Here is a 26,774-nt window from a genome sequence, read left to right as displayed (position 1 = left end):
GGCCCGCCTCGCCCCGGCCGTGACACGGAGTCGGAACCGCTACCTCGTACTCTCTCCGGACGTCCTCGCCGCTCGCGAGGGTGGGTGGCCCGGCGTCCTCGCCGACACCCTCTCGCGCCACGCGGCGGACGTGCCCGCCGACGCCGCCGACCTCGAGCCCCACCTCTCCGGATTCCCGTGGGAGCGTCCCGGCGAGATGCACGCCGACTGGCCGGGCGACCGCTGGTGGGGCCAGCACGAACCGGTCTTTGCCGCCGCGTTCGCCGGCGCCGGCGTCCCCCGCCGGCGGGCCGACGCGCTCGCCGAACGGGTCCGCGGGGCCTACCGCGACACCGACCGGTGGCGGGTCCACCCGGACGCCGCGGCGACCCTGACGGCGGTTCGGGAGCGGGGGTGGACACCGCTCCTGCTCGGCAACGGCCCACCGGACCTCCCCGAGGTGCTCGGCGACCTCGGGCTCCCGTTCTCGCAGACGTTCGTCTCGGCGACGACTGGGTACGAACTCCCGCACCCACGCGCGTGGGAGACCGTGTACGACTGGGCCGGCGACGGGCGGTTCTGGGCCGCCTGCGCCGACGCCGACCGGGAGTGCGAGGCGGCGTGGGACGCCGGGGTCCCCGTCGTACAGATTACCGACGCTCCCGGTGGCACGACCGGCGAGTGGGACCGGACCGCGACGCTCGCCGAGGTCCCCGACCTGCTCCCGGACTGACCGACTCAGACACCCAGTTCCGCCAGCAACCGTGCTATCTGGGTGCGCGCGGAGACCCCCTCCTGCAACCGCATGTCGACGTCCGCGGCCTGCCGGTGGAGGTGGGCGAGCGCGGCCTCGTCGCCCTCGTGGCGGTCGCGGCCGGCGACGAGCAACTCCGCGAGCACCTCCTCGCCGTCGAGCCCCTCGTCGTTCAGGAGGGAGTCGAGCGTCTTGCGGGCCTCTTTGAAGTCGCCCCGTTCGGCCGCTTCGAGCATCCCGTCGACTGTCTCCTCGTAGCCGACCTCGCCGAGCGTCTCGAACGCCGCGTCCATCGTCACCTCGCCGGCCTGCTCGGCCGTGGTCTGGGCGCTCAGGATGGCCGAGCGCAGGTCGCCGTCGGCGGCCGCCGCGACGTACTCCAGCCCACCGGCCTCGTACGCGACGCCCTCGGCCTCGACGATGTGTTCGAGTACCTCGACGATCTCGGCCTCGGTGGGCGCGCGGACCGGCACCGGGAGACACCGCGACTCGATGGGCGGTATCAGTTTGGAGGGCTGGCGCGTCGTGATGACGAACTGTGTGTTCCGCGCGTACTGCTCCATCACGCGGCGGAGCGCCTGCTGGAAGTCCTCGCGGATGGACTCGGCGTTGTCGAGCAGGACCGTCTTGTACGTCCCCGAGACGGGCGCGTAGGACGCCGACTCCTTCAGGACGTAGTTGATCATGTCGCGCTTGCTCATCCGGGAGCGGCCGACGAGGAAGTGCTCGAACCGCGGGTCGTTCTTGATCTCCGTCTTCGTCCGGCCGAAGAAGTCCGCGACGTTGATGACCGTGAGGTCGTTCTCCGGGTCGGTGTGGACCTCGCGGGCGAGCGCCTTCACGGCGGCCGTCTTGCCGCTCCCGCGTGGCCCGTGGAGGACGAGGTTGACGGGTTCGTCGGTGGCCCGGTCGAGCGTCTCGCGCACCTTCGGCTGGGGGAGGTCCGAGAGGGCGGGGGCGTGTCGCTCGGTCCAGAGCGGTGCGTCCATTCGTTACCGAGGCTAGTCCGCGGGCGGGTATCAATCCACCCGTTTGCGAGGGGCGCGGGGCGACCCGTGGCGGACCTGCCGGACGTGCGGACGGTCTCGCTGGGAACCACAAGACGTTCCTACCCCGAAACCGCGTGTCACGGCATGGAATGGTCCCGCCCGTGGCTCGCTCGCGGGGTCCTCGCGCTCGTCGTCGTCGCTCTCCTCGTCCCCACCGGCGTCTCAGCCGTCACCCACGAGAAGACCGGACTCGGCCCCGGCACGGTCGAGTCGCCCGCGAACGACACCACCTACGTCGGCGTCCAGGGCTTCCACTTCAAGGGCGTCGGCAACCCGAAGAAGCCCGCTCGCCTCGTCGCGGCCGACGGTGACGCGAACGGTCGCGTGATAACCGGCGGCGAGGAACACGACGCCAACTGGTTCTACGACGTCGACCCGCTGGAGAACGGGAACCTGCTGGTCACCTCCACGAACCCGGACGGGACCGTCGTCTTCGAACTCGACCCCGAGACCGACGAGGCCGTCTGGACCGAGCGGTTCCCCGACCTCCACGACACGCACGACGCGGACCTGATCAACGGCGACCAGCTGCTCATCGCCAACATGCGGAACAACGAGGACGGGGTCTCGAACGACCGCGTGCTGGTGTACGACCGGTCGAACGACACCGTCGTCTGGGAGTGGGTGTTCAACCAGCACTACCCCAACACGACGGACGGCGGCTTCTCGGCCGACTGGACGCACGTCAACGACGTGGACAAGGTCGGCGACGGCGAGTACCTCGTCTCGCCCCGGAACTTCGACCAGGTGATACTGCTCAACCGGTCGACGGACTCCATCGACTACCGCCTCGGCACCGACGACGACCACGACACGCTGTACGAACAGCACAACCCCGACTGGCTCCGGAGCGAGGACGGCGACCCCACCATCCTCGTCGCTGACTCGGAGAACGACCGGGTCGTGGAGTACGAGCGCCGCGACGGCAACTGGACGGAGACGTGGGCCGTCACGGGGTTCAACTGGCCGCGTGACGCCGACCGCCTGCAGAACGGCAACACGCTGGTCACGGACTCGCTGAACCACCGTGTCGTCGAGGTCGCCCCCGACGGCACCGTCGTCTGGGAGTTCTACGCCTCGTGGGGTCCCTACGACGCCGAGCGCGGCCCGTCCGGCTCGAACGGCCCGACGATGGCCGACCTGAACGCCACCGGCACCTACCGCGTCTCGGGCGGTGCCGGCGTCGGCCCGGCCAGTCAGGAGACGTTCTCGGACTGGCTGAACGCCAGCGCCGCGAACACGGCGTTCGAGGGGCCGGCCAGCGAGTTCTCCGCGCGCTACAAGCACGTCACGCCGTTCCTGCGCCCGGTCTGGATGTCCTCGTGGGCGCTCGCGGGTGTGTTCCTCGCCGTCCTCGTCACGCTCGGGTGGGGCGCGGGTGAACTCGTCTACAACCGCCGGCGTATCGCCCGCGGGTTCGTCGCAGCCGTGGAGCGGGTGCGGGGCGCGGGCGGCGGGACCTGAACGGCGGTGCTGGGCGGGTTCAGTCGCGCCAGCACGAGCACTCCTCCGCTCGCCACGACCCGTCCGAGCGTAGCCCGCTCCGCCGCCGACTCGTCTGTGCGGCCGCTCTACAGACACCGCTGGTCTCTTGAGCCACCCCGCCCTACACCGGCTCGAATGGCGAACCTCACACTCTACGAACTGGAGGGCTGCCCGTACTGCGCGAAGGTCACCGCGAAACTCGACGAACTCGGCCTCGAGTACGACTCCATCATGGTCCCTCGCTCGCACGCCGAGCGGACGGAGGTGAAGGAGGTCAGCGGCCAGACCGGCGTGCCCGTCCTCGTCGACCCCGAGCACGACGTCGAGGGGATGCCCGAGTCCGACGACATCGTCGCGTACCTGGAGGAGACGTACGGCGCGGGAGCCTCGGCGTAAGGTCGCTCGTTCTCACGTTCCGCTCGCCCCCCCGAGCGGCGGCACTCTCGGCGTCGGTCGCACGGCTCGCGTGTCGCTCGGTACGCTCATGACTCCCGCTGGTCGTCGTTCGCCGCGTGGTCCCCCGTCGGTCGACCACGCACTCGCTCCCGCTCGCGTCTCCGTGGCCCCGCTTCGCTCGGCCACGCGGGCCAAAGGCGAAGCTTTGTAACCCGGCGACGCCCACGCCGGAACATGATACTCCCGGGGTCCGCCTCCCAGTCGCTCGCGGCCGCGCTCGCCCGCGAACTGGACGAACCCCTCGCGCCGGTCGAGTACCAGCGGTTCGCGGACGGCGAGGGGATGGCCCGGGCGCCGTTCGAGGCCGACCGGGTCGTCGTCGTGGCCGCCACCACGAGCGACGAGGCACACGTCGAACTCCTCCAGTTGCAGGACGTCGCCGGCGAGCAGGCTGACGAGGTGGTCACCGTCCTCCCGTACATGGGCTACGGCCGGCAGGACGAGGCCTTCCGCGAGGGGGAACCGGTCTCCGCACGGGCGGTCGCCCGGGCCGTCTCGACGGGCACCGACCGCGTCGTCCTCGTCAACCCACACGAGGCGGCCGTCGCCGACTTCTTCGACGTCGAGTGCACCGTCGTCGACGCGGCCCCCCGCCTCGCCGAGCCGCTCCCCGCCGACCTCGCCGACCCGCTGTTCCTCGCGCCCGACGCCTCCGCCACGGACCTCGCCGAGAGCGTCCGCGAGGCCTACGGCACCGGCACGACCGACCACTTCGAGAAGCACCGCGACCGCGACACCGGCGAGGTGTCGATGGCCCCAGCGGAGACGGACGTCGCCGGCCGTGACGTGGTCCTCGTCGACGACATCGTCGCCACCGGTGGGACGATGAGCGAGGCCATCGCGCAACTGGACGACCCGGCACACACGTTCGTCACCTGCGTCCACCCCGTCCTCGCCGGGAGCGCACGGACCCGACTGGCACGGGCGGGCGTCGACGGCGTCTGGGGGACGGACACCGTCGAGCGCGAGGTGAGCGCGGTGAGCGTCGCGCCGACGCTTGCCGAGTTCCTCTGACTCACGACACCAGTCGGCGCCCGGCGTGGCGACACCGGTGGGGCCCCGGCCACGAGCACGAGACAGGCGCCGAGGAACGTGGTGGGCCGCATCTACCTCTCGCTTCGCGTGCCCGTGGAATGAACGGGGGGTCTTCAGCGACCTTCTCACGCCGACGAAACGCTTAGGTACCCCAGCGACACCGTACTACCCCGTGCAACCGTCGGGGGTGAGAGCGTCGACCGGCCGCGTCCCGAGACTGACGGGTGCTGCGGCCGAGGTCGGCATCGTCGGCCTCGGGGTCCTCTTCGTCGGGCTCGGTGTCTTCGACTTCCTCACGAACGGCCGCACGCCGCTCGAGTTCGTCCTCGCGACGCTCCCGGCGCTCGCCACCCTCGTGCTCTGGGCGGGAGTGCGCCGCCTCGACTACAGCGCCTCCTTCTACCCTCGACTGTTCGTCTGGACGCTCGCCGGGACGGGTGGACTCGTCGCCATCGTCGCCTTCGCGCTGCTCGGACAGAGCGGGTCGCTCACCGAGGCGCTCCCGCTGGTCCAGTTCCTCGGCGGTGTCGGCTCGACGGGTGGGCTGGTCGCCGGCGTCAACGAGTTCCGGAGCGTGGAGGCCGCCCGCGAGGCCGAGCGCGCGCAGGTGGAGGCCGAACTCGCCGAACGCGAACGCGAGCGCCTCCAGTTCCTGAACAACCTCCTCCGGCACAACGTGCTCAACAGCGTCCACATCGCGCAGGGCTACGCCTCCATCGTCCGTGAGAAGACCGACGCCGACGCCGAACTCGACACCATCGAAACCCAGCACGAGGCCGTGGTCGCCCTCGTCGAGAACGTCCGGGTGCTGGTCCAGTCCACCGCCGGCGAGACCGACCGCCGGCCGGTCGACCTCCGGCCGGTGTTGCTCGACGAGGTGGATTCACTCGAGTACGCGAACGCCCCCGTCGCGGTCTGGGTCGAGGTCCCCGAGGGGCTCGTCGTGCGGGCCGACCCACTGGTCCGGTACGTCTTCGAGAACGTGCTCACGAACGCCGTCGAGCACAGCGACCGAGACGTCCCGCAGGTCGCGGTGACGGCCGAAGGCGACGGCGAGTGGGTGGTCGTCCGCGTCGCCGACGACGGACCGGGCATCTCCGACGCCCGTAAGGCGTCGGTGTTCGAACCGACGGGTCCGGGCAACCACGGCCTCGGGCTCTACCTCGTCGACACGCTGGTCTCCGGCTACGGCGGGTCGATCCACGTTGAGGACAACGAGGAGCGCGGTGCGGTGTTCGAGATTCGGCTTCCGGCGGCCTGAACGAGGGGGGTTTCGTCAGTCCTCGCCGGTTGCCACGACGGCGAGCCCCGTCAGTCCGACGCCGGCTCTGCCGCCAGCGGCTCGACGCCGATGGTCATCTCCACGCCCTCGACGTCCCACGTCTCGGTGAGCGCGCCGTCGCCGACTGGGCCGAACTCGCGCGCCCTGACCTCGCTCGCGACGAGGTCCTCGTGTCGAGCGACGAGGTCGGCCACGCGGTCGTCGGCCACGTCGAGTTCGACGCGCACCTCGGCTTCGAGGTCGAGGTCGAGGTCCTTGCGCATCTCCTGCACGCGGCGGATGACCTCGCGGGCGTACCCCTCGGCCTCGATGTCCTCGGTCAGCGCGGTGTCGACGTAGACGACGCCCCGGTCGTCGCCGTCGACCCGGAAGGTGGTCCCCTCGACGCCCGCCGGCGTCTCGGTGACGAACGAGACCATCTCCTCGGTCAACTCGACCTCGCGGCCGAGCGCGTCCGCGACGGCGGCCTCGAGCGCCGCCAGCGACTGCTCGGTGACGCTCGCCTCGTTGAGCGCGTTCATCACCTCGCCGGCCTCGCCGCCGAAGGCGGGGCCGAGCACCGACATGTCGGCGCGGGCCGAGTAGGCGAGTTCGCCCCACTCCTCGCCCGGCTCGACCAGTTCGATCTCGCGGGCGTTCAGCCGGTCACGCAGGAGCGCCCGCTGGCGGTCCACGGCGGCGGCGGCCTCGTCGTCGTCCGCGGCGACGACGACCCGCTGGACGGGCCACCGGAGCTTGCGCTCGGCCTGCTGGCGGGCGTTCGCCCCCGCCTCCTCGACGCCACGGAGCACCTCGATGTCGCCCTCCAGCTCCTCGTTCCGGAGGTCGGCGTCGGGTTCGGGCCAGTCGCACATGTGGACGGTGTCGTGGCCGGCCTCCCCGGTCAGGGTGCCGTACACCGTCTCGGCGACGAACGGGGCGTACGGCGCGAGCAGCGCCGTCACCTCCGTCAGCACGCGGTAGAACGTGGCGTACGCCGCGTTCTTCGAGGGCGAGTCCTCCTCCTCCCACATCCGCTCGCGGACGACCTGGATGTAGAACCGCGAGACGTCCTCGACGACGAACTCGAGGAGCACCTCGAGCGCCCGGTCCTGCCGGAACGCCTCCCAGTGCTCGGCCATCTCGGTCTCGACGGTCTGGAGCCGGGAGAGCACCCACTCGTCGACGACTTCGAGGGCGGCGTCCTCGACGGTCGTCTCCTCTGGAGAGAATCCGTCGATGCGCATGTACGGCAGCGGGAACCGGAACACGTTCCAGAGGATGTTCAGGTCCCGCTGCATGTTCGACATCTCGTCCCACGAGAAGCGCATGTCGTCGCCCTGTGGGTTCTGGCTGAGGAGGAACAGGCGCATCGGGTCGGCGCCGTGGCGGTCGATGGCCTCCTGCGGGGCGACGATGTTGCCCAGCGACTTCGACATCTTGCGGCCGTCCTCGGCCAGCGCCCAGCCGTGCATCAGGACCTGCTCGTACGGCACCTCGCCGAGCGCGGCGGTGCCCATCCCGAGCTGCGACCAGAACCAGCCGCGGGTCTGGTCGTGGGCCTCCATGATGAGGTCGGCGGGCCAGAGGTCGTCGAATCGCGAGTCGTCCTCCGGGTAGTCGAGCGTCCCCCACGAGGCGACCGAGGAGTCCAGCCAGACGTCGAACACGTCCGGCACGCGCTCGTAGGTGGTCCCATCGCGCGTGACGGTCAGGTCGTCGACGGTCGGGCGGTGGAGGTCCAGCTCGGCGGGGTCGACGTCCTGGTCGACGGCGTCGGCGAGTTCCTCACGGGTGCCGAACACGAGCACCTCGTCCATGTCGCCCGCCCAGTCCTCCGGGGTCCAGATGGGGAGCGGGATGCCCCAGTAGCGCTGGCGCGAGACGTTCCAGTCCGGCGAGTTCTCGACGAACTTCCGGAAGCGGTTGTCCCGTGCCTCCTGCGGGTACCACTCGCTGTCCTCGATGTTGGCGAGCAGTTCGTCCTTGATGTCCGAGACGGTGATGAACCACTGGTCGGTGACGATGCGGACGATGTCCGTGTCACAGCGCCAGCACTGCCCCTCGTCGATGACGTGGCCGTCCTCCGAGCGGAGCATCAGGCCCTTCTCCGTGAGGTCCGCGACGATGTCGTCGTTGGCGTCGCGGACGAACTGGCCCGCGTACGTCCCGGCCTCCTCGCCGTAGACGCCGTCCGACCCGACCGGACAGAACACCTCGAGTCCGAGTTCCTGCCCGCGGGCGAAGTCCTCCTCACCGTGGCCCGGCGCGGAGTGGACCATCCCGGTCCGGTCGACCTCGACGTAGTCTGCGTGGTAGACCTCGCCGGAGCCCTCGGCCTGCGCGTGGTCCGGGACCTCCTCGGCCAGCGGGTGGTCGTACGCCCAGCCGACGAGGTCCGAGCCCTTGAACTCGTCGACGACCTGGAAGTGCTCGACGCCGGCCCGCTCCATCACGTCGTCCACGACGTCCAGCGCGAGGTAGAGCAGTTCGCCCGCCTCGGCGTCGCCCTCGGTGGCGTCGTCCTCCACGCGGACGGCGGCGTAGGTCACGTCCTCGTCGACGGCGACGAACGTGTTGGCGGGGATGGTCCACGGGGTGGTGGTCCAGATGACGAGGCTCCCCTCGCGCTCTCGGAGGGGGAACTTCACGTAGATGGAGGGTGCCTCGGCGGTGTGGTACTCGACCTCGTTCTTGGCGATGGCGGTCTCACACCGGGGACACTGGGTGATGGAGCGTTTGCCCTGCGTGACGAGCCCGCGCTCGTGGGCGCGCTGGAACCCCCACCACGCCGCCTCCATGTACTCCGGCGAGATGGTCTTGTAGGGGTTCTCCCAGTCCATCCAGACGCCGAAGGACCTGAAGTCGTCCTGCAGGCCCTCCAGCTGGTCCTCGGCGAAGGTCTTGCACTCCTCGATGAAGTTCTCCATCCCGAACGCCTCGATGTCCTTCTTGTTCTCGAAGTCGAGGCGCTCCTCCACCTTCGTCTCGATGGGGAGGCCGTGCATGTCGTAGCCCGGCCGGTCGGTCACGTCGTAGCCGCGCTGGCGGAGGTAGCGGATGTAGGCGTCCTTCAGCGACTTGTTCCACGTCGTGCCCATGTGGGCCGCCCCGGAGGTGTACGGCGGGCCGTCGACGAAGAAGTAGTCCTCGCCGTCGGCGCGGTGCGCCTTCGCCTTCTCGTAGGCGTCGGTCTCGTCCCAGTAGTCGAACACCCGGGCCTCCACCTCGGCCGGGTCGTACTGGTCGGGGACCTCCCCGAACCGTTCGAATCCGGGGCCGTCCTCGCCGGCGTCTTCACTCATGGGAGGGGAGTGTACCGCCGCCACTAAAGGGGAATCGGTCGGACAGCAGGCCGTGTCGGGTGGGGCTCCGGGTCCGCGCTACTGTCGGACCTCGACAGTGTGGTTCGACTGCACCCACGTCTCCGGAGAGCGGCGGTCGAAGATCACGTACTCCCCGTTCTCCAGACTGAATCCCCCGTATCGGCCCTTGGCGGTCGGCAGCGACGGTTCCGACTCGACCAGCGCACGTTCCTGTTCGCGCATATCTCGTCCGTTTGGTGGTCGTTCGCACACCTAAACGTTGTCCTTATGTGGGTGTCTCCAATCTAGGGGTGATTATACTCATAGGCATACGAGAATCGACACGCCGATTGGTGCCGACCGAGACGACCCGTCGATGGCCGCCCCGGACCCCATCCCTCCCGACCCGAGCGAGGCGAATCCACTCGCGACCGACTGCCGGCGCTGTCCCGCCCTCGTCGACTGTCGGACCCGCATCTCGTGGGGGGTCGGTCCCACGGACGCCGCCCTCGTCGTCGTCGGTGAGGCCCCCGGTGCCGGCGCCCCGGACCGCGAGCGATGGCGGGGTGGCAACCACTCCGGGATGGCCTACACCGCCGCGAACTCCGGCCGGAAGGTCCGGTCGCTGGTCAGGGACGTGGGGTACGAAGGCGACGCCTACTACACGAACGCGGTGAAGTGCTTCCCCTGCGACGGCGAGGGCTCGAACCGCGAACCGACGGCCGAGGAACGCGCGAACTGCCGGCCCTACCTCGTCGGCGAGGTCGAGACCGTCACTCCCGACTGCGTCCTCGCCACCGGCAAGCACGCCACGCAGTCGCTGTTCGCGGTCGGCGGGCGCTCGCTCGACGGGTTCCTCGACAGCGTCCTCGAAGCCGTCCACGTCGACGGCCTCGTCCCGCCGGTCGTCCCGCTGGTCCACCCTTCCTATCAGGAGGTCTGGATTCCGCGACTCGGCTACGAGTACGAGGGGTACGTCGCGGCGCTCGGCGAGACGCTCGCCGAACTTTAAGCCCGCCGCCCGACTCCCGGCGGTATGGACTACACCTCGCTCGTCGGGACCACCGGACGCCGCGAGTTCGTCGTCGAGCGCTCACACACGACCAACTGCTTCGGCCCGCAGGACGACCCGCCGCTCCAGTCGGCCGCCGCGGACGCCGGCCCCGAGGAGTCGGTCCGGGTGTTCGGTACCCCAGCCCTGCTCGCGTGGGTGGAGTTCACCGGCCGCCGGTCGCTCCGTGGCCTGCTCCCCGAGGGGATGGGGTGTGCCGGTGAGTACGCGTCCGTCTCGCACCGCCTCGCCGTCCCCGAGGGGGTCAGCCTCGTCGCCGAGACGGAGGTGGTCGCGGTGGAGGGGTCGCGCCTCTCGTTGGAGGGTGGGGTGACGCGTGAGGCCGACGGCGACACGGTCGGGACCGTGGAGACCGACTTCCGGGTGGTCGACCGCGACGCGTTCCGCGAGCGCGTGGCGTGACACGGGACGGCGGACCGGTCAGCCGTCCGCGGTTGTCACGACGCGGACCGGTCAGTCGTCCGCCGGCGCCGCCCCCGTCGGCCGCGCCTCCTCCCGGTGGACCCGCAGGTGCAACCAGACGGCACAGACCAGCGCGACGAGGCCGGCGGCGACGACGAGCCCGAACGCGACCCGGTAGCCTGCGGCGGTGTACGAGCGCGCGCCGTCGACCAGTTCGCCGGTCCAGTAGGCGTCGAGGGCGGCCCCCATCGCCGCGGGGAAGATGGCCGCGCCGAACCAGCCCATCCCGTTGACTACACCGGTGACGGTGGCGCTGGCGCTGGCGGCGTGGCGCTCCTTCGCCACCGTGTACGAGAGGAGGGTGCCGCCCCCGACGAACTGCGCGACGAACAGGGCGACGCCGAAGACGGCCAGCGGCGGCTGGACGGTGAGGAAGACGACCCCGTACGCGAGGACGAACACGACGGTGCTGGCGACGATGAACGGCGTCCGACTGCCGAAGTGGTCGGAGAGCGTGCCGAGGACCGGCGACCCGGTGAGGAGGCCGAGGTTCCCGAGGAGGACGTAGCCCGAGGCCGTCCCCACGCCGATACCGTACAGGTCGACGAGGTACGGCACGCCCCAGAGGCCGAGGACGGTGAAGTTCGAGCCGAGGGTGAAGAAGAGCAGGGCACCCATCAGCCACGTCTCGCGTTCGGCGAGGATGGCGCGGGTGTTGGCGAGGACCGTCGCGGCGTCCGGCATCCCCTCTGGCGGGTTGACCCCCTCGATGGGGTCGAACCCACCGTCGCTCGGCCGGTCGCGCACGAACAGGAAGACGGCGACCATCAGTGCGAACCCGGCGAGGGCGGCGGCCCCGAGCGACACCCGCCAGTCGGTGGCGTCGATGGCGATGGCGAGCGGGGTGGTCGCCAGCACGCCCCCGAGCCCCGCCGCGGCGATGGTCCACCCCGTCATCGTGGCGAACTCGTCCGGGCGGTACCAGTTGGCGAGGAACCGGAGCGTGGCGGTGTACAGGACGGCCCCACCGAGGCCGACGAGCCCGCGGGTCGCGAACGCGACGGCGAACGTAGGCGAGAACGCGAACCCGAGCGCGCCCGTGGACATGACTATCAGCCCGCCCACGGCGACGTTCCGGGAGCCGTAGCGGTCGACGAGGAGACCGGCCGGTAACTGGAGCGCCGCGTAGATGTAGAAGAAGGAGGCGTGGAGGAACCCGAGTTCCGTGCCCGTGGTGTCGAACGTACTCGCCAGCGGCCCCGAGATGACCGCGGTCGAGGTCCGGTGGAAGTTGACCAGGAGGAACCCGCTCGCGAGGAGCCCCCAGAGGAGCCAGCGCCAGCGTGTCGCACGTCGTGCCATTGCACAGCGGTCCCGGCGCTCCGTCAAATAGCTCCGGGTGGGCCGGGTGGCCCCGCACACGCCCCGGAGGTACTTGTCCCGCGCCCCGCGAGGTCCCCGGTATGGACACCGACCGTCAGCGCTACGAACTGGAGGCGACGGGGGCCGAACGCGGGCTCTACGAGGACGTGCGCCGGACGTTCCGCGCGCCCTTCGTCAACTGGATCTTCCGGACGCTGACGGCGAACGCCCCCGCGTTCACCCGCTACCTCTGGGGGCAGGTGAAACCGCTGTTCGAGACCCGCGCGTTCGCCCGCCTGAGTGTCGAGTACCGGGACGCCGTGCTCTCGGCACTCGAGGCTGACGACCCGATACCGACGTTCCGCCGGCCCGATACCGGCCTCGAGCCCGCCGAGTACCGCGAACTCCGGGGACAGCTGGCGACGTTCGACGTGGTGGCTCCGCGGCTGGCGGTACTGTTCGAGGCCGTCGACCGGGCGCTCGGTGGGGGCGCGCTCTCCCCTGCCAACTCGGCCGACGCCGCCGTCGAGTACGACGCGACGGCCCCCTTCCCCGAGTGGCTGGACCGTGACCGTGGGGCAGAGCCGACGATGGTCGACGAGGTGCCCGACTCGCTGGCCGAGACGGCCGACGCCATCCGGGCGTTCCACGGGTTCGACGACACGCTCCCGAGCGTCTACCGCTGTCTCGCGCAGTGGCCGGGCTACCTCGACCCGGCGTGGGCGGCACTGTCGCCCCGCTTCGATTCGAGCGCCTTCGACGAGGCTGTCGCTCGCGCGCGTGACCTCGTGGACCTGTACGTCGACGACGTACCCTACCGACCGCGACTCACGCGGGCTGACCTCCGGTCGGCAGCCTTCTCAGAACGGACGGTCGAGGAGGCGGCGTCGCTGTTCCGGACGTTCGATTCGGGACCGGTGCTGACGGTCCTACCGGCACTCCCGGTCTGGGCGGCGACGGTCGGCGAGGCTGGTGCGCGGTCGCTCTGAGCGTGCGACTACCGCTGGCGTCCCTCGCGCATCCCCTCGGTGAACCCGGTGACGGTCCGGCGGATGAAGAGGAAGACGAAGAAGACGATGAGCAGCAGGATCGCGACGATCCCGACGAGGACGGGGTCGACTTGCGGGAGCATCTGTTGGTCTGCACCTGGCGCCTCGGGCGCAAAGGGGTTTCGGGCCGGTCCGTCGATACGTGAGCGGCTCACGCCACGTGACAAAACTGATACCGGTCGGGTAATTATTCCCGATAGATGGGACTGTTGCCCTCCGAACCGGACGTCTCGACGGACGCCGGCCCGCGCGTCGTCGGTGTCGACAGCGACGACGCCGACGCGTTGCTCTCGGCGCTCTCCTCGGAGACGGCCCGCCGCATCCTCGCACGCCTCCACGAGGACCCCGCCCCGCCCTCCCGCGTCGCAGACGGCGTCGACACGAGCCTCCAGAACGTCCAGTACCACCTCGAGCGACTCGAGGAGGCCGGCGCCGTCGAGGTGGTCGGCACCGCCTACTCGGAGAAGGGCCGCGAGATGGACCTCTACGCACCTGCCGACCAGCCCCTCGTCATCTTCGCCGGACGTGAGGAACAGTCCTCGGGCCTGCGTGCGGCGCTCTCGCGGTTCGTCGGCGGGGTCGGCGCGCTGGCGTTCGGCGCCCTCCTCGTCCAGGAGGCGTTCGGCGAGGGGGTGCTCCCCCGGTTCGCCTCGATGGGTGGTGCCGGGGCGGCCGACGGTGGTGACGCCGGCAGCGGTGCGGGCGGCCCCGCCGCAGGTACCGAGACGGGGACGCCGACCACGGAGGCGGAGGCGATAGCCGACACCACGACGGTGACGCCGGAACCGACCGCCAGCGCGTCGTCGACCGCCACCTCGACGGACGGGGTGAGCATCATGTCGACACCGGAACCAACGCCGGCGGCCTCTGCGACCCCGACCCCCGCGGGGACGCCGACGGCGGTCCAGACCTCGACCGAGGTGGCGACGGCCGCCCCGACGGCCGAACCGACGGCGATGCCGACGGAGGTGGCCCGTACCGTCACCGAGACGGTGGCCGCCTCGGGCGGCGGTTCCGACCCGTTCGCCCCCGCGGTCCCGCCGGGCCTCCTGTTCTTCCTCGGGGGCCTGTTCGTGCTGGCGCTGGGCCTCGCGATGACCCGGTGACACCGACCGAATCGGGTTTCAGCGGGTAACTAAAAGAGCCGTTTGAGTGTTGGTCAGGTACTTGATGTGTCCGCCCCCACGCTCGAGTGCCCCCGGCAGGTTGGTTCCCCGCTGACGCCGGCCCTCCCCCACGCTCGACCGCAGCGCGGCGACGGCTCTCCCCCCGACACTCACAGCCGAAACGACTCCACGAGCGTGCCGTCCGGCTGGACGATACGCCCCGCGTAGCCCTCTCCGTCCCGCCGGAGTTCGGCGTGTGCCGGTCGGTAGCGCCGCGGGTCGGCGTGACTCCCCGGATTCAGGCGCGGGATACCCGACGCCCCACCGGCCTCGAAACCGGGGCGGTGGGAGTGGCCGACGACGACGAGGTCTGCTGCCGACTGCCGGGCGAACATCGTGAGTGCCACGTCCGTGTGGTCGTGGCCGTGCGCGACGGCGACCCCGAGTCCTGCCCACTCGACGACCCGCTCTGCGGGTATCCGCTCGCGGACGCCGGGCGTGTCGTTGTTGCCGTGGACGGCCCGCAGGTCACAGCGGGCTTCGAACGCGTCGAGGACGGGCTCGGTGCAGAAGTCGCCGGCGTGGACGACGATGTCGGCCGCGTCGACGGCCTCGCGGGTCCGCCCCTCGAGGCGGGGGTCGTCGCGGCCGTGGGTGTCTGAGAGGACGACGAGCATACCGAGCGTCGGCCCCGGGTCGACTTAGTCGGTAGTTCTTTGCGCCGGCCGTGGGACCCACGGACGATGGCAGGCAGTAGATCCGTCGTCCTCGCCGCCCTGTTCGCCAACGGCGCCATCGCGGTGCTGAAGTTCGTCGGCTGGCTCATCACCGGGAGTCCCTCCATGCTCTCCGAGACGTACCACTCCGTCTCCGACACGGGGAACCAGGTGTTCCTCCTCATCGGCATCCGCTACAGCGGCCGAGAGGCCGACCGGCGACACCCGTTCGGCTACGGGAAGGCGCAGTTCTTCTACGCCTTCCTCGTCGCCGTCCTCCTGTTCGGCATCGCGGGCTGGGAGTCGGCCAAGCACGGCTACCAGGCCATCGTCGACCCGCACCCCGTCAGCACGAACACGGCGACGCTCCTGGGCTTCGAGTTCCCCGGCGTCTGGGTCAACTACGTCGTCCTGATCGGTGCCATCCTGTTCGAGGCGTACGCCCTCTACAAGGCGTACCAGGAGATGAGCCGGCAGATGGAGACGCACGGCTGGACGACGTTGCGCGAGGCGTTCCGCAAGACCAGCGACGTGACGACGCTGACGGCGCTCACCGAGGACACCATCGCGATGGCCGGCGCGGGCATCGCGCTGTTCGCCGTCTACCTCTCGCGGGTCACCGGGAACCCGCTGTACGACGCGGTCGGATCGCTCCTCATCGGGCTGATGCTGATGGGGTTCGCGCTGGCGCTCGCGTGGGAGAACAAGCGCCTGCTGATGGGCGAGTCGCTCCCGAAGGAGGACGAACGGCCACTCCGTGAGCTCATCCGGAACAGCGACGGCGTGGTCCACGTCGACCAGTTCAGCACCGTCTACTTCGGCCCCGAGAAGGCGTTGCTGGCCGCCGACGTGAGCTTCGACTCCGCCATGGACACCGAGAGCATCGACGACCGCATCAGCGCCATCGAGCAGGCGGTGATGGACCGAGCGCCGCAGGTGAAGCGGGTCTACATCGAACCCGAGCTGTAGGCTGGGCGAGCAGGCGGTGCGTGGCGCTCGTACGTGCCGGCACACCGAACTCCCGCCCAGACCGGCACGCACCCGGTTCAGGTCACGAAGGGTCTGGTCCCGTCCTCGTACTTCAACGCTCGCCCGTGCGACAGGCGGTTCCCTGCGGTCACCGCTCGCGACTCCGAGGAACCTCGCTGGCGCTCGGTTCCTCGCGGCTCCAGTTCCACCCTGCCCGGCGAACCCTTTTATCGGAACGGGAGTAATCCGTCGCCGTGTCGCGGTCCACCACGCCCGAGTACCTGCGCTTCTTCCCGTACGAGGAGCCGTACGAGCACCAGCACGAGGCGATGGGCCGCATCCGCGAGGCGCTGGACGAGGAGCGCAACGTCCTGTTCGAGGGGGCCTGCGGGACGGGCAAGACGCTCGCCTCGCTCGTCCCCGCGCTCGATTACGCCCGCGAGGCGGACAAGACGGTGGTCATCGTCACGAACGTCCACCAGCAGATGCGCCAGTTCGTCACCGACGCGCGGGCCATCACCCGTACGGAGCCGATCCGGGCCGTCGTCTTCCGCGGGAAGGCGTCGATGTGCCACATCGACGTTGGCTACGAGGAGTGTCAGGCGCTCCGGGACACGACCCGTGAGGTGGTCGAGAAGGAGGAGGACCTCCGCTCGCTCGAAGCGAGGGAGGCCGAACTGCTCGACGCCTCGCAGTCCGGCAACGAGGAGGCCGCCGAGGCCCGGGGCGCGGTGATGTCCGAACTCGAATCGGTCCAGCAGGAGCTGGAGACCATCCAAGAGGACCGGAACGTCTGTGACCGGTTCTACCGGAACCTCGTCGGCGACACGGACGCGTTCTACGAGTGGCTCTACGAGGACGTCCGCACGCCCGACGACGTGTACGAGTGGGCCGAGCGCGAGGGGTTCTGCGGCTACGAACTGCTGAAAGAGGGGATGGACGGCGTGGACCTCGTGGTGGCGAACTACCACCACCTGCTCGACCCGTTCGTCCGCGAGCAGTTCTTCCGGTGGCTCGGTCGGGACCCCGAGGACGTGATCGCGGTGTTCGACGAGGCACACAACGTCGAGGAGACGGCGCGCGAGAAGGCCTCGAAGTCGCTCGCGGAGGTGACGCTCGACGGCGCGCTCTCGGAACTCGAGGACGTGGAGGACTACCGCGCCGAGGCGGCCGAGAACGTCGTCCGGGCGTTCCGCGACGCGCTCGTCGCCACCTACGAGGACGGGATGACGGAGTTCGAACGCGAGTCCGTCGGCGACGACTGGGAGGACCTCACCGTCGACCGCGAGGAGGGCCGGGACGCGCTGACCGTCGACTTCCTCCAGCGCTACACGGGCGACGGCTACGATCGGGACCTGGAGACGGCGCTCGAACTCGGTGCGACGCTCGACAAGCGCTACGAGCAGGCGTACAAGGACGGCGAGACGGCGACCCGGAAGGAGTGTCGCGTCCTCCAGGCCGCCTCGTTCGTCGAGTCGTGGATGCGCGACGGGAAGAAGGCCGGCCAGTACCCCGTCGTCAGCGTCCGGCGCGACGAGACGGGCGGCCTCCGCGGGCGCGCGGAACTGTACGCGTGTCTCCCGCGCGAGGTGACGGCACCCCTGTTCGGCGAGCTGCACGCGACGGTGCTGATGTCGGCGACGCTCCGACCGTTCGACGTCGTCGAGGACGTCCTCGGGGTGCCGGACCCGGTGACGATGGCCTACGGCGACCCGTTCCCGAAGGAACGCCGGCGGACCTACGCCGTCGACGTGCCGGCGCTCTACGCCCGGAACCGCGACGACCCCGGCGTCCAGGAGACAGTGACGCAGGTGCTGACCGACTCCATACGGATGACGCCGGGCAACACGCTCGCGTTCTTCCCGTCGTACGCCGAGGCCGAACGGTACTACCACCGGGTCGAGACGGACGCCACGCCCTACCTCGACCGCCCTGGCGTGCGTGCCGAGGAACTCCGCCAGCGGTTCGTCGAAGACGACCACGCGGTGCTGTTCACCTCCCTGTGGGGGACCCTCACCGAGGGGGTGAGTTACGACGGGGACGACGCCCGTACCGTCTGCGTGGTGGGCGTGCCGTACCCGCACCTCGACGACCGGATGGAGGCCGTCCAGCGCGCGTACCGGGGGGCGTTCGGCGACGGCGGGAACGGCCACGAGGACCCCGGCTGGGAGTACGCCGTCGAGATCCCCACCGTCCGCAAGACCCGGCAGGCGCTCGGCCGGGTGGTCCGGTCGCCCGAGGACTTCGGGGCGCGCGTCCTCGTCGACGAGCGCTACACGACGAGCGAGGCGGCGGACCTCGGCCAGTACAGCGTCAACGGGACGTTCCCGGAGGAGGAGCGCACGGAGCTCATCGACGTGCGGCCGGGGAAACTGAAGTTCGCGATGCTGAACTTCTACGGCGACGTGGACGCCTGGGGACCGGAGGGGCCACCAGCGCCCTGAGCACGCGTCCGCCCGTCGGGCCGGCCACCTCGAATCCGGCCCGTTTACCCCTGTGAACGTCCCTCACGGGATGTCAAGCCCCGCCGAGAAAGGAAGCGTTAACCCCCGTGGCCCGGACCGATTGGACATGAAGGTACTCGTCACGGACCCCATCGCGGACGCCGGCATCGAACGGCTCCGGGAGGCCGGCCACGACGTCGAAACGGCGTACGAAGTCGAGGGCGACGCGCTCCACGAGGCCGTCTCGGACGCGAGCGCGCTGGTCGTGCGCTCGGGCACGCAGGTCGACCGCGACCTGTTCGAGGCCGCCCCCGAACTGGTCATCGTCGGCCGGGCCGGCATCGGCGTCGACAACATCGACATCGACGCCGCCACCGACCACGGCGTCATTGTCGCCAACGCCCCCGACGGCAACGTCCGCGCTGCCGCCGAACACACCGTCGCGATGACGTTCGCCATCGCCCGCTCCATCCCGCAGGCCCACGCCCGGCTGAAGGCCGGCGAGTGGGCCAAGGGCGAGTACCTCGGCACCGAGGTGAACAACAAGACGCTCGGCATCGTCGGCCTCGGCCGCGTCGGTCAGGAGGTGGCCAAGCGTCTCGGCAACCTCGGGATGGACCTCGTCGCGTTCGACCCGTACATCGGTGAGGAGCGTGCCGAGCAGCTCGGTGCCGAACTCGCCGACCTCGACGAGGTGCTCGAGCGGGCCGACTTCCTCACCGTCCACACGCCGCTCACGCCGGAGACGGAGGGGCTCATCGGCGAGGAGGAGCTCGCTCAGCTCGAGGGCGGCTACCTCATCAACTGCGCCCGTGGTGGCGTCGTGGACGAGCCGGCCCTCGCCGCGGCCGTCGAGGACGGCGTCCTCGCCGGTGCCGCGCTCGACGTGTTCGCCGAGGAACCGCTCCCCGACGACTCGCCGCTCCTCGACGTCGAGGACGTCGTCGTCACGCCACACCTCGGCGCCAGCACGGAGGCCGCACAGGAGAACGTCGCGACCAGTATCGCCGACCAGATACTGGCGGCGTTCGCCGAGGAGCCGGTCGTCAACGCGCTGAACGCCCCCTCGATGGACCAGAAGGCGTTCCCCCGCGTCAAGCCGTACATCGACATCGCGGAGACGGCCGGCCGCATCGCCGTCCAGCTGTTCGACGGCCACGTCAACGAGATCGAGATCGTCTACGCCGGCGACATCGCGGAGGAGGAGGTCGACCTCGTCACGGCCAGCGCCCTGAAGGGCGTGTTCAAGCCGCTGGAGTGGCAGGTCAACGCCGTCAACGCCCCGCAGATCGCCGAGGAGCGGGGAATCGACGTGAGCGAGACGAAGCGCTCGACCAGCGAGGACTTCCAGAGCCTCGTCACGGTCACGGTGCGCAACGGCGACAGCGAGATGAGCGTCTGTGGCACCCTCTTCGCCGGCGAGGACCCCCGCATCGTCCGCATCGACGGCTTCCGCGTCGACGCCATCCCCGGCGGCCGGATGGTCGTCTCGCGCAACACGGACGAACCCGGCGTCATCGGCCTCATCGGTACCGTGATGGGCGAGTACGACATCAACATCGCGGGGATGTACAACGCCCGTGAGACGTTCGGCGGCGAGGCGATGACCGTCTACAACGTCGACCAGGAGGTCCCCGAGGAGGCCCGCGAGAAACTGGAGGCGGACCCGCGGGTCATCGCGACGCGGTACATCACGCTCACCGACTAACCACCACTTTCTGCACTTCGCGCGGCGCTCTGCGAGCGCCGCGCTCGGGCAAAAACGTGGGGAAAACGCTCGCCACTCCCGTTGGTCGCTCCTCGCGCGCTGGCTCCGTTCGCTTCGCTCACTCCGCCAGTGGGTGTGCTAGCCCGACCGTACCGCACCGCCCCGTTCCGCCACGCTCCCCTCCCCGGCTATCCCCGGCCCCTCTCGAGCGGCCGCAGGACGGATGTGAACCGTTTTTGCACCCTCGACCCCACGCCGCGCACATGACCACGGAGCGCGACGGCCGGCCGGACGGCGAGCGGTCGACGCCGGACGCGCCACGCCCCGGCCCCGAGGCTCTGTACGGCGAGCGCCCCACGCCACCGCAACTGGAGAACGGGCCGGGGTGGGAGGCCGACCCACTGCTCGTCTGCGGGGGCGAGGCCTACGTGGAGGGAGAGTACCTCTACCAGGACTACGTCTACGACGACCACGGCGCCGACCTCCGGACGATGGTCGACGGGCCCCCGGACCACGGCGAACGCCTCGGCGGCCTGTTCGCCATCCCGAGCGGCGACCTCTACTACCCGAACGACCCGGAGCGGTACGGCTACAACGCGGCGGACCTGCTGGAGTTCCGCGCCCGCCCGACCGAGGACGGGGTGGCCTACCGGGTCACGCTGAACACGATGCTCGAGTCGGACGCCGCGGCCGTGGCCATCGGCATCGACACCACCGCTGGCGACCCCGGGCCGGACCACCGCACGGACTGGGGGTACGGCCTCGGCGAGTTGGGCGCGCCGGCCGACCACGTCCTCGTGACGTGGGGCGAGGGCGCTGAACTCGACGGTGAGCCACTCGCCGACGACCGGGTCTCGGTGGACCTCGAGCGGAACCAGCTGGAGGTGGAGGTGCCGCTCGCCCCCGCCGGTGAGACGTGGCGCCACTACTGTCTCACCGGGCTGTGGGACGCCGAGGCAGATGGATTCCGACAGGTGGCCGTCGAGCCCGACGACGAGACACCGGGCGGCCGGCTGGAGCGCCAGTCCCCGCCGCCGGTGTTCAACGTTGGGTTCCGGTTCGAGGAGCCGTTCGGCGCGCCGCTGCACGACGCGCTCGACCTCGGCCGGGAACTGCTGGACGTGGTGCGCTCGGGCGGCCCCCGCGACCTCGGCTACGGGGCGTGGCGCGAACACAGGCAGGCCCGCGCGCTGACCAACCGGAACGTCTCCGAACTCCACGCGGACGTGGACTTCGCGGTCCTCGAGTCGGACGAGACGGACCGCTCGGGCGTGCCCCGGACGGGCTACCTCAACTGTCTCTACCCGTCGCGCTACGAGTTCGGCGAGGGCCGTGACCCCGACGAGAACTTCCTCGGCGGCCGCATCCAGCCCTACGCGCTCTACGTCCCGTCGGCGTACGACCCGAACGCCGAGGCGGACCTCCCGATGGTCCTGCTCTGTCACTCGCTCGGGTGCTCGTACAACCAGTACGGTATCTACACGCCGAACTACGTCACGCAGCTGGGCGAGGAGTACGGGGCGGCAGTGCTCGTCCCACAGACCCGCGGGCCGGTCGGGTGGTTCCAGCGCGAGGCCGAACTCGACGTGTTCGAGGCGTGGCGCGACGTGGAGCGACGCTACCCCATCGACCGCTCGCGCGTGACGCTCTCGGGCTACTCCATGGGCGGGTACGGCACGCTCGTGCTGGCGGCGAAGTACCCGGACCTGTTCGGCCGTGGGTTCGCCGTCGTGGGGCCACCGACGGAGGACCCCGTCGAGGGGCCGACGAACAACCTCCTGCGGGCGCCCGGCCTCGTCACCCGCAGACTGTTCGGCGGTGGTGACCGGGGCGAACTGCTGGGTATCTTCAGCGAGGAACCCGAGAACGCCCTGCGAATCACGGAGAACCTCCGACACGTCCCGATGCTGCTCTGGAACGGCATCGTCGACCCGCTGGTGCCGCTGCTCGCGCCGACGAACTACGCCGAGCGGCTGCGCTCGCACGGCTACCGCCACCAGCTCGAGCTGTTCACCGGCACCCACCTCCTGCTCGTGTTGCGGGACAACTGGTCGCGCGGCGGCCGCTACCTCTCGAAGGGGCGGGTCCCCGAGTCACCCGCCCGGGTGACCTACCGACGGGTGTTGGACCACGACCACCCGGACCTGAACCTCCGGCACGACGGCGCCTACTGGGTGCGGGACATCGAGGTGCGCGAGGGTCGTGACTCCGGGCTGGTCGACGCCACCTGCTACGCGAGGGGGTACGCCGAGCCAGAGCGCAAGTCCTACACCTCGACGGGGGCGACCCCACTCCCGCACACGAAGCGGGGGATACGGTGGGAGGTGCCGGACGAGGACGCCCACCACCCGCCCGCGAACGCACTCGGCGTGCGCCTCTCCGGCGTCGACCGGGCGACGCTGTGGGTCGAGCGCCCCGGCGTCGACCCCACGGAACCGCTCTACCTCCGGGCCGAGACGGACGGGGACGCGACGCTGGTGCTGAAGGGGTCGTTCGGAGAGCGCGAGGTCGCAGTTGCCGACGGTGAGACGGCGGTCGTCGACCTAGAACAGCGCGCGGAGACGGCCGAGTAGGCCGCTCGGTTCCCCGCTCCCGTCCGATTCGAGCGCGTCGACGCGCGACTCCAGCCGGTCGACCGTCTCGCGGTGTTCGGTCAGTTCCCGGTCGAGGAAGTGGGCCCACTGCTGGGCGCTCTCGAGTTCGTCGCGCTTCGTGGCGAGTTCGGCTTCCAGCGCCTCGATGCGCTCGTCGCGCGCCGCGAGTTCGTCCTGCAGGGCCGCGACCTTGCCGCGGAGCCGTCGCACCTCGCTGTCGAGGACTTCCTCGCGCCGCGTGGGTACCGTCCCATTCTCCAGCCCGGTGGTCCGGACGAAGGGGGTGGCCGAGTCACTCGATGACATGTTCCTGTGAGAGAGACGAAAGCTCAAATAACTACGTCAGACGACCGTGTGACGTGCGCACGCCTCCGTTTCGGGTGGAACCGCGCTCGTCCGGCTCAGAACAGCGACCGGACCTTCCCGAGCAGGCCCCCGCCCACGGACTGCCCGGCGAGGTGCCGGAGGATGGCGTCGGTGTCGTTCGGGACCGGCTGTGGGTCGCTCCCAGCCGCGGCGGCCGCGTCGGGGTCCTTCAGCAGGTGGCCGGTGGTGAGACAGACCACGTCCTCGCCGGCGTCGACCTCGCCGGACTCGCGGAGCTTCCGCAGTCCGGCGACGCTGGCGGCTGAGGCGGGTTCGACGCCGACCCCCTCGGCCGCGAGCGAGCGCTGGGCGTCGGTTATCTCGTCGTCGCTCACGGCGACGGCGGTGCCGCCCGTCTCGCGGATGCCCGGCAGGGCCTTCGGCGCGTTGACGGGGTTCCCGATGCGGATGGCGGTGGCGATGGTCTCGACCTCCTCCCAGCGGCGGGTCTCCTCGCGGCCCTCGCGGATGGCCTCGACCATCGGTGCGGCGCCCTCCGCCTGCACGCCCGTCAACTTCGGCACGTCGCCGGGCGCGAGGTCACCGCCGGCGACCAGCTCGCGGAAGCACTTGTAGAGCGCGGCGGTGTTGCCCGCGTTGCCGACCGGGAGGACGATGCGGTCCGGGAACCGCCCCTCGTCGTCGCGGAACTCCTCCAGTATCTCGAGGCCGATGGTCTTCTGGCCCTCCAGCCGGAACGGGTTGAGCGAGTTCAGGAGGTACGCCTCCCCACGGTCCGCGAGGTCCTGCACGCGGTCGAGACAGGCGTCGAAGTTGCCGTCCACCTCGAGGATACGGGCGCCGTGGAGCGCTGCCTGCGCGATCTTCCCGGCCGCGACCTTCCCGGCCGGCAGCAGGACGAGCGTCTCCAGTCCGGCACGCCCGCCGTAGGCCGCGAGCGCGGCGGACGTGTTCCCGGTCGAGGCACACGCGAGGCGGTCGACGCCCAGTTCCTGTGCCACGCGGACGCCGACGGTCATCCCGCGGTCCTTGAACGACCCGGTGGGGTTCATCCCCTCGTGCTTGATGCGGAGGTTGCGGACCCCGACCTCCTCCTCGAGGCGCGGGACGCGGTGGAGCGGGGTGCCGCCCTCGGGGAGCGTGACACCCTCCTCGAACGGCAGGGCGGCGCTGTAGCGCCAGACGCTCGTCCGCCCCTCGAACTGGTCGAAGGTGGGATAGGAGTCGTAGCGCGCCTCCAGCAGGCCGCCGCACTCCGTGCAGGTGTAGATTATCTCGTCGAACGGCGCGTGGTCGTGACCGCACTCGATGCAGGTGAGCCAGACGCCGTCGTCGGCCACGTCGGGAGCCTCGGGATTGGCGGGGAGCGAGAGGTCTGCCATTGTCGGCGGCAGGCGTGGCCCGGGCAAAAGTGGGTCGGTCGGGCCGCTATTTGCTGGTGGGCGCGCCTACTCCGCGTCCTCGAACACCGACTCGTCTATCTCCACGCCCAGCCCCGGCTGCTCCGGCGCCGCCAGCCTCCCGTCCTCGTGGGCGAACACGTCCGGGTCCTCGAGCATGAACCCCCACACCTCGGGCGTCCACGGCGGCTCCATCGGGTACTCGACCCACGGGGAGTCGACGGCCGTGACGACGTGGAGGTTCGCGGCGAAGCCGAGCGCGTTCGTCCACGTGTGCGGGACGAACTCCGCGCCGTGCTGGCGGGCGAGCGCGGCGACCTCGGTCGCCTGCTTGATGCCGGTGGCGAGCGCCGCGTCGGGCTGGTAGACGTCGAGCGCGTCGCGTTCGGCGAACTCGCGGTAGTGGTACGCGCCGTTGTTGAACTCCCCACCGGCGATGGGGACGTCGACCTTCCGTCGGAGGCGCGCGTAGCCGTCGTAATCGTGGCGGGGGAGTGGCTCCTCGAGCCACGCGACGTTCCCCACCTCCTCCAGCCCGCGGCAGAACTCGACCGCGTCGGCGAACGACCACGTCGTCTCCTCCTCCATCACGCGGACGGCCCACCCCTTGTTCGCGTCCACCATCAGCGTGAGGTCGGGGAACGCCTCGCGGACCTCCCTCACCATCTCGATGTGTTCGACCTCGGTGACCCGGAGTTTCACCGCCTCGAAGCCGTCGTCGACGCGCTCCTCGATGTACGGGATGCGCTCGTCGGCGAGCTGGTACTCGCCGGTGGAGGCGTAGCACGGGACCGCCTTCCGCGACCCGCCGAGCAGTTCGTGGACCGGTTTTCCCGCGTCCTTGCCGATGATGTCCCACAGCGCCATCTCGACGTGCCACGGCCGCGGGCCGACGAGGTCGACGGTCTCCAGTTTCCGGAGGATCCCCTCGACATCGTGGGGGTCCTCGCCCAGCAGGAACAGCGAGAGCGGCGACTCGTAGTCCAGCCCGCCCGCGAAACTCGGGGAGGCGGCGTAGCCGGTGATGCCCTCGTCGGTCTCGATCTCGAACAGTTCGAGTTCGTGCGTCCCCTGCGGGTAGCCCGGGATCCACGTCGGGTAGAACGCGCCGTCCACCTGTCCGTCGAGGTGGTACTGGTTGACGCCGGTGATCTGCATGGTGGGGACGAGACGCCCCCGTACAAGTACGTTCGGCCAGCGAGAGACGGGCGCTCAAGTGGCGCCGCCGCGGCAGGCACTACAGCCGGAGGTACTGGGCGTGGAGGGTGCCGTCGAGGTCCAGCACGTTCGTCTCGTCGACGAACCCGCGCTCGACGGCGACGGCGACGCTCTCCTCGCCGACGATGTTCGCCGTCGTCGCACGGGCGAGACTGTCGGCGACGGCGTCGGCGTCGGCCTCGGTGGCGTCCGCCTCGTAGAAGCCGGCGTCGACGGTGAGCGACACCTTCCCGTCCTCGAACGTCTCGCCGACCACGTCGGGGTCACAGACGCTGACGAGCAGGCCCTCGGGGGTGTCGCGTTCGGTGAGGAGCATCGGCGTCACCGCTGCTGGCGGACGAACTCCTCTTCGGCCCGCTGGCGCATCTCCTCGGCCTCCGCGGCGACCTCCTCGGCCTGTTCGTCCTCGCCGAGTTCCTCCAGTGCGCGGGCCTTCTCCTCCAGGATCTCCGCGTTGCGGAAGCCGAGTCGCATCGCGTTGTCGAACGCGTTGACGGCGTCCTCCGCGAGGCCACGTTCGAGCAGGAAGAACCCGCGGTTGTACCACGCCTGCGGGAACCGCGGGTCGATCTCGACGGCGCGCTCGGCGTGTTCGAGCGCCTGCTCCGTGCGGCCGGACTCCCACATCGCGTAGGCGAGGTTCGTCTCGGCGCTGGCGGCGTGGTCGGAGCTGTCGTCGATGTGGAGCGCTTCCTGGTAGGCACCGATGGCGGCGTCCCACTCCTCCAGCTGGCCGTGGGCGGCCCCCTTGTTCACCCACGCCTCCTGGGAGAGCCGTTCGTCCTCGGCGTAGCGAGCGACCCGCTCGAACGTCTCGGCGGCCTGCTCGTGGCGGTTGATCTGCATGTACGAGAGCCCCACGTCCAGCAGCTCTTCGGCGTCCACGTCCTCGGTGGCGAGCTGGCGCCGGTCGAGCTGGTCGCTCACGACACGCGAGTCCACCGGGTCGACCTTGCCGGGGTCGACGGAGAGTTCCGGCGGGTCGAGGTCGAACCCCTCGTACGGGTCGTCGAACCCCTGGCCCTCCGAGAACGTGTGAGAGCCCGCTTCTGGCGGTTCGCGTTCCTCGTCGGTCATACCCGC

The 26,774-nt window shown here is 70.4% G+C and carries 24 protein-coding genes; 13 read left to right on the top strand and 11 right to left on the bottom strand.

Annotation, left to right across the window (positions count from 1 at the left end; translation table 11 throughout):
• The first annotated feature begins 19 nt into the window (after positions 1 to 19).
• Positions 20 to 712, top strand: a complete 693-nt coding sequence (locus N0B31_RS13385; protein WP_260592130.1) for an HAD family hydrolase — start codon at positions 20 to 22, stop codon at positions 710 to 712.
• A 5-nt stretch (positions 713 to 717) separates the two neighbouring features.
• Here N0B31_RS13385 and N0B31_RS13380 read toward each other — a convergent pair whose 3' ends face one another.
• Complete coding sequence (locus N0B31_RS13380; RefSeq protein ID WP_260592129.1) at positions 718 to 1,722, bottom strand: AAA family ATPase; 1,005 nt, start codon at positions 1,720 to 1,722, stop codon at positions 718 to 720.
• Positions 1,723 to 1,866: 144 nt separating this feature from the next.
• On the opposite strand from N0B31_RS13380, the gene N0B31_RS13375 reads away from it, so the two are divergent.
• The 4 genes from N0B31_RS13375 to N0B31_RS13360 all read left to right on the top strand — a co-directional run bounded on the left by N0B31_RS13375 (position 1,867) and on the right by N0B31_RS13360 (position 6,019).
• The gene (locus N0B31_RS13375; RefSeq protein ID WP_260592128.1) at positions 1,867 to 3,246 is read left to right on the top strand and encodes an arylsulfotransferase family protein; all 1,380 of its coding nucleotides are present in this window, start codon (positions 1,867 to 1,869) and stop codon (positions 3,244 to 3,246) included.
• Between the two features lie 156 nt (positions 3,247 to 3,402).
• Complete coding sequence (locus N0B31_RS13370) at positions 3,403 to 3,663, top strand: glutathione S-transferase N-terminal domain-containing protein (RefSeq protein ID WP_260592127.1); 261 nt, start codon at positions 3,403 to 3,405, stop codon at positions 3,661 to 3,663.
• A 234-nt stretch (positions 3,664 to 3,897) separates the two neighbouring features.
• Entirely contained in the window at positions 3,898 to 4,737 is an 840-nt protein-coding gene (prs, locus tag N0B31_RS13365) for a ribose-phosphate diphosphokinase (protein WP_260592126.1), read from the top strand.
• Between the two features lie 193 nt (positions 4,738 to 4,930).
• A complete protein-coding gene (locus N0B31_RS13360) occupies positions 4,931 to 6,019 on the top strand; it encodes a sensor histidine kinase (protein WP_260592125.1) in 1,089 nt (362 codons plus the stop codon).
• Between the two features lie 50 nt (positions 6,020 to 6,069).
• Here the strand turns inward: N0B31_RS13360 and ileS are convergent, their stop codons facing one another.
• Both ileS and N0B31_RS13350 read right to left on the bottom strand, forming a co-directional pair.
• Positions 6,070 to 9,324 carry an isoleucine--tRNA ligase gene (gene ileS, locus N0B31_RS13355; RefSeq protein ID WP_260592124.1) on the bottom strand — a complete coding sequence of 1,085 codons (3,255 nt, stop codon included), beginning with the start codon at positions 9,322 to 9,324 and terminating at the stop codon, positions 6,070 to 6,072.
• 78 nt (positions 9,325 to 9,402) lie between these two features.
• Positions 9,403 to 9,567 carry a hypothetical protein gene (locus N0B31_RS13350; RefSeq protein ID WP_260592123.1) on the bottom strand — a complete coding sequence of 55 codons (165 nt, stop codon included), beginning with the start codon at positions 9,565 to 9,567 and terminating at the stop codon, positions 9,403 to 9,405.
• A gap of 133 nt (positions 9,568 to 9,700) precedes the next feature.
• On the opposite strand from N0B31_RS13350, the gene N0B31_RS13345 reads away from it, so the two are divergent.
• Together N0B31_RS13345 and N0B31_RS13340 are read left to right on the top strand one after the other, a co-directional pair.
• Positions 9,701 to 10,336: a uracil-DNA glycosylase gene (locus N0B31_RS13345; RefSeq protein WP_260592122.1), complete on the top strand. Its 636-nt coding sequence runs from the start codon at positions 9,701 to 9,703 to the stop codon at positions 10,334 to 10,336.
• 24 nt (positions 10,337 to 10,360) lie between these two features.
• Positions 10,361 to 10,798 (top strand): thioesterase family protein, encoded by a 438-nt coding sequence (locus N0B31_RS13340; protein WP_260592121.1) that lies wholly within the window; start codon positions 10,361 to 10,363, stop codon positions 10,796 to 10,798.
• A gap of 51 nt (positions 10,799 to 10,849) precedes the next feature.
• Here the strand turns inward: N0B31_RS13340 and N0B31_RS13335 are convergent, their stop codons facing one another.
• Positions 10,850 to 12,160 (bottom strand): MFS transporter, encoded by a 1,311-nt coding sequence (locus tag N0B31_RS13335; RefSeq protein WP_260592120.1) that lies wholly within the window; start codon positions 12,158 to 12,160, stop codon positions 10,850 to 10,852.
• Between the two features lie 101 nt (positions 12,161 to 12,261).
• Between N0B31_RS13335 and N0B31_RS13330 the strand changes: the two genes are divergently transcribed.
• The gene (locus N0B31_RS13330; RefSeq protein ID WP_260592119.1) at positions 12,262 to 13,149 is read left to right on the top strand and encodes a halocarboxylic acid dehydrogenase DehI family protein; all 888 of its coding nucleotides are present in this window, start codon (positions 12,262 to 12,264) and stop codon (positions 13,147 to 13,149) included.
• Between the two features lie 8 nt (positions 13,150 to 13,157).
• On the opposite strand, the gene N0B31_RS13325 is transcribed toward N0B31_RS13330, so the two are convergent.
• Positions 13,158 to 13,292 carry a DUF7859 family protein gene (locus N0B31_RS13325; protein WP_260592118.1) on the bottom strand — a complete coding sequence of 45 codons (135 nt, stop codon included), beginning with the start codon at positions 13,290 to 13,292 and terminating at the stop codon, positions 13,158 to 13,160.
• A 117-nt stretch (positions 13,293 to 13,409) separates the two neighbouring features.
• Between N0B31_RS13325 and N0B31_RS13320 the strand changes: the two genes are divergently transcribed.
• Positions 13,410 to 14,315, top strand: coding sequence for an ArsR/SmtB family transcription factor (locus N0B31_RS13320; protein WP_260592117.1), 906 nt, complete (start codon positions 13,410 to 13,412; stop codon positions 14,313 to 14,315).
• Positions 14,316 to 14,485: 170 nt separating this feature from the next.
• Here the strand turns inward: N0B31_RS13320 and N0B31_RS13315 are convergent, their stop codons facing one another.
• Positions 14,486 to 14,992 (bottom strand): metallophosphoesterase, encoded by a 507-nt coding sequence (locus N0B31_RS13315; protein WP_260592116.1) that lies wholly within the window; start codon positions 14,990 to 14,992, stop codon positions 14,486 to 14,488.
• Positions 14,993 to 15,058: 66 nt separating this feature from the next.
• Here N0B31_RS13315 and N0B31_RS13310 point away from each other — a divergent pair, with 66 nt between their 5' ends.
• The 4 genes from N0B31_RS13310 (at position 15,059) to N0B31_RS13295 (ending at position 22,725) form a co-directional block, all read left to right on the top strand.
• Positions 15,059 to 16,000, top strand: a complete 942-nt coding sequence (locus N0B31_RS13310) for a cation diffusion facilitator family transporter (RefSeq protein WP_260592115.1) — start codon at positions 15,059 to 15,061, stop codon at positions 15,998 to 16,000.
• A 254-nt stretch (positions 16,001 to 16,254) separates the two neighbouring features.
• Complete coding sequence (locus N0B31_RS13305) at positions 16,255 to 18,444, top strand: ATP-dependent DNA helicase (RefSeq protein WP_380627787.1); 2,190 nt, start codon at positions 16,255 to 16,257, stop codon at positions 18,442 to 18,444.
• 127 nt (positions 18,445 to 18,571) lie between these two features.
• A complete protein-coding gene (gene serA / locus N0B31_RS13300) occupies positions 18,572 to 20,152 on the top strand; it encodes a phosphoglycerate dehydrogenase (RefSeq protein ID WP_260592114.1) in 1,581 nt (526 codons plus the stop codon).
• Between the two features lie 263 nt (positions 20,153 to 20,415).
• Positions 20,416 to 22,725 (top strand): prolyl oligopeptidase family serine peptidase, encoded by a 2,310-nt coding sequence (locus tag N0B31_RS13295; protein ID WP_260592113.1) that lies wholly within the window; start codon positions 20,416 to 20,418, stop codon positions 22,723 to 22,725.
• Here N0B31_RS13295 and N0B31_RS13290 read toward each other — a convergent pair.
• From N0B31_RS13290 to N0B31_RS13270, 5 genes are all read right to left on the bottom strand, one after another.
• Positions 22,696 to 23,052, bottom strand: coding sequence for a hypothetical protein (locus tag N0B31_RS13290; RefSeq protein ID WP_260592112.1), 357 nt, complete (start codon positions 23,050 to 23,052; stop codon positions 22,696 to 22,698). The two genes, N0B31_RS13295 and N0B31_RS13290, sit on opposite strands and share 30 nt — an antisense overlap.
• 95 nt (positions 23,053 to 23,147) lie before the next feature.
• Positions 23,148 to 24,455, bottom strand: coding sequence for a threonine synthase (gene thrC / locus N0B31_RS13285; RefSeq protein WP_260592111.1), 1,308 nt, complete (start codon positions 24,453 to 24,455; stop codon positions 23,148 to 23,150).
• A 66-nt stretch (positions 24,456 to 24,521) separates the two neighbouring features.
• Positions 24,522 to 25,631, bottom strand: coding sequence for a mandelate racemase/muconate lactonizing enzyme family protein (locus N0B31_RS13280; protein WP_260592110.1), 1,110 nt, complete (start codon positions 25,629 to 25,631; stop codon positions 24,522 to 24,524).
• 79 nt (positions 25,632 to 25,710) lie between these two features.
• Entirely contained in the window at positions 25,711 to 26,007 is a 297-nt protein-coding gene (locus N0B31_RS13275; protein ID WP_260592109.1) for a DUF424 domain-containing protein, read from the bottom strand.
• A gap of 5 nt (positions 26,008 to 26,012) precedes the next feature.
• The gene (locus N0B31_RS13270; RefSeq protein ID WP_260592108.1) at positions 26,013 to 26,768 is read right to left on the bottom strand and encodes a tetratricopeptide repeat protein; all 756 of its coding nucleotides are present in this window, start codon (positions 26,766 to 26,768) and stop codon (positions 26,013 to 26,015) included.
• Between the last annotated feature and the right edge of the window lie 6 nt (positions 26,769 to 26,774).

Origin of the sequence: Salinirubellus salinus (assembly GCF_025231485.1) — an archaeon.
GTDB classification, from domain to species: domain Archaea; phylum Halobacteriota; class Halobacteria; order Halobacteriales; family Haloarculaceae; genus Salinirubellus; species Salinirubellus salinus.
Note: the sequence above shows the minus strand (reverse complement) of the source record. Positions and strands in the feature narration are given on the sequence as shown.